The following is a 2,590-nucleotide window of genomic DNA, read 5'->3' as shown; positions in this document are numbered from 1 at the left end:
TACAAATCAGGATTTATCTCCCACCACAACTCCATGATCGACGGGGCAGGGGGCGGGGCAGGGGGCAGGGCAGGGGGACGGGGCAGGGGGACGGGGCAGGGTGGCGGGGCAGGGGGCGGGAGGGTCAGCGGGCTCTGCCGCCGCCGAGGGACTGGGGCAGCCCGGGCTCGGAGGGCATCCGGGTGATCGGCGGCAACACCAGTGCGACCAGGGCGACGATCGCGATGACCGTGAACGGCAGCGTGTAGCTCTTGCCGCTCGCCTCGTAGAGCAGCGACGTGACAAGCGGGCCGACCACTCCCCCGATGCTCCACGCCACGATCATCGCCCCGTAGATGGCACCGCCGTTGGGGGTGCCGAAGTAGTCCGCGGCGGTGGCGGGCATCGTGCCGAAGCCTCCGCCGTAGGCGAGGTAGACAAGCGCGGCGAGGACCGCGAAGAGCGCGAGCGACGCGGCGTGCGGCAGGATGAAGAAGGCGATCGCCTGCAACAGCAGCATCCCGATGAACGCCGGCATCCGCCCGGTGCGGTCGGACAACCACGCCCACGCCACCCGTCCGGCGCCGTTGAACAGACCGAGGACGCCGACCAGGGTGGCGGCGGTCGCCGCACTCGCCCCGGTGATGACCTGGGCGGCGTCCGACGCCTGGGAGATCAGCGCGATGCCGCAGGCCACGTTGAGCGCGAGGATTCCGGTGAGCATGTACCACTGCCGGGTGCGCAGCGCCTCGCGCAGTGTGTAGACACGGGTGCCGGCGATGGCCCGGCCGGCGGTCTTCGGGGTGAACCCGGGCACCCGGTAGCCCGTCGGCGGGTTCCGGAAGAAGGACGCCCCGAGCACAATCGCGATCAGGTACGCGAGGCCCAGCGGGAAGAACACGTGCGTGGGGTCGTCGGTGCCGTTGAGTAGCCGTTTCGCCACCGGCGCGACGATCACGGCGCCGAAGCCGAACCCGGCGACCGCGATGCCGGTGATCAGTCCACGTCGGTCCGGGAACCACTTGGCGAGCATGGCGATCGGGGTGATGTAGGCGGCTCCCAGGCCGATGCCCCCGAGCACGCCGTACGTGAGCACCAGCAACCAGAGGTCGTCCTTCGACGACGTGAGCGAGGCAAGCATGTTGCCGACCGCGTAGAGCACGCCGCCGCCGAGGGCGACCGGGCGTGGTCCGCGCCGGTCCTGGATACGACCACCGACCAGGCTACCTATGAAGATCGTTCCGATCGCCACCTCGAACGGCAGCACCGCCTCCCACTTGGCCCAGCCGAACTCGTCCTGGAGCGGCTTGTTGAACACGCTCCACGCGTACACCGCGCCGAGCGCGAGTTGGACGAGCACTGCGGCGACGACGAGGCTCCATCGGCCGCGCGTCGGTGTGGATCTTCCTGGATCAGTTGCGGTGTGTGCCATGAGCTGAGTCCCCCGTCTGCTGGCTCACTGGCTGGCGCCTGCTGGTCGAGCTATGTCCCCTTGTCGGCCGGTGACCGGCCCTCCCTGCGGTCGCGCCGCTGCCGTTGCGGCACGACCGTGTACTTCGGGTTTCGCGCCGACGCCATCCCGGCCTCGAAGATGCCGAATCGGGTGGCGACTGACGACGCGACGAGTGCCGCCCCGGAGAGCACCGACATCAGCCGGCTGCGTCGGCTGAACAGCGCGGCCGCGGTGCCCACGCCGAGCAGCACGTCTCCGGCCCGGACCAGCCGACCGCTGCGACCCTGCCGGTAGGGCTCGCCGGGCAGGCCCAACCGCTCCATCCGGCGTCCGCCGAGATACTTGACGGTCGCCGCGACGACGGCGAGTCGCCGCAGCGGAGCGGTCTGGGTGGCGGGCGCCGCGATGAGGCCGACCCCGGTGGCGGCGGCGAGCGCGCTGCCACCGAAGACGAACGGCAGGAAGGGGTACGCCTCGTGCCAGGCGGGCACGGCGGTGTCGGCGAGCAGCACGCCGGTGTACGTGGCGAGTGCCGGAGCGGTGACCGCGGACGCCAGTCCGGCGACGTCACCGACCGTCGGTGCCAGCCGGCGGGCGAGACCGAGGACGCCGTGCTCGGGCAGCCATGGCGCCAGCTCGGCGACGGCGGCCACGCCGGCGGCCGGGCCGAACGCGGTGAGGATCCAGGTGCCGACCGACATCGGCGAGGTCAGCTTGACGACCCGGAGCATGTGGTGGAACCGGCCCGGTCGGCCGAGGTCGTGCACCAGCAGGTACGCGCTTGCGGTGACGCCGCCGAGGGCCGTCCACCGTCCCACCTGCCGCAACGCGGGCCGGCCGGTGAGCTGGGCACCCGCCCCGATGAGCGCTCCCCCGGCCGCGAGCCCCCCGGTGAACAGGTAGCCGGCGATGTCGCGCTTCCAGACCGGCGGTTTGAGGATCGGGCGCCCGTAGTAGGAGGTGAAGTTGACCTTCGGCACGGTGAGCTGCTCGCCGTCGCGGGTCACGGCCGCCCGCCCAGGAACGCGAACACCGTGGCGGCGGTCATCGCCAGGGCGGCGACGCCGGCGTGTTTCCACATGGCGGGTAGGTCGCGGGTGGTCACCACCGGGTCCGGCGGCAACCCGTACACCTCGGGCTCGTCCAGGAGCAGGAAGA

The 2,590-nt window shown here is 71.7% G+C and carries 2 protein-coding genes and 1 pseudogene; all 3 read right to left on the bottom strand.

Going from position 1 to position 2,590, the window contains the following annotated elements; all coding sequences use genetic code 11:
* Positions 1-124 precede the first annotated feature (124 nt).
* A complete protein-coding gene (locus ACWER9_RS31770) occupies positions 125-1,411 on the bottom strand; it encodes an L-lactate MFS transporter (protein ID WP_452305314.1) in 1,287 nt (428 codons plus the stop codon).
* A gap of 50 nt (positions 1,412-1,461) precedes the next feature.
* Complete coding sequence (nrfD, locus tag ACWER9_RS31765) at positions 1,462-2,439, bottom strand: NrfD/PsrC family molybdoenzyme membrane anchor subunit (protein WP_452305313.1); 978 nt, start codon at positions 2,437-2,439, stop codon at positions 1,462-1,464.
* Positions 2,436-2,590 (bottom strand): annotated as a pseudogene (locus ACWER9_RS31760) (4Fe-4S dicluster domain-containing protein); the annotation flags it as partial. The gene nrfD and the pseudogene ACWER9_RS31760, both read right to left, overlap by 4 nt.

The organism is Micromonospora sp. NPDC003944 (assembly GCF_053605225.1).
This window is presented reverse-complemented; position numbering and strand designations above follow the sequence as displayed.

Coding starts and splice junctions, on each gene's coding strand:
- ACWER9_RS31770 (WP_452305314.1), bottom strand. CDS start 1,411: ATGGCACACACCGCAACTGATCCAGGAAGATCCACACCGACGCGCGGC.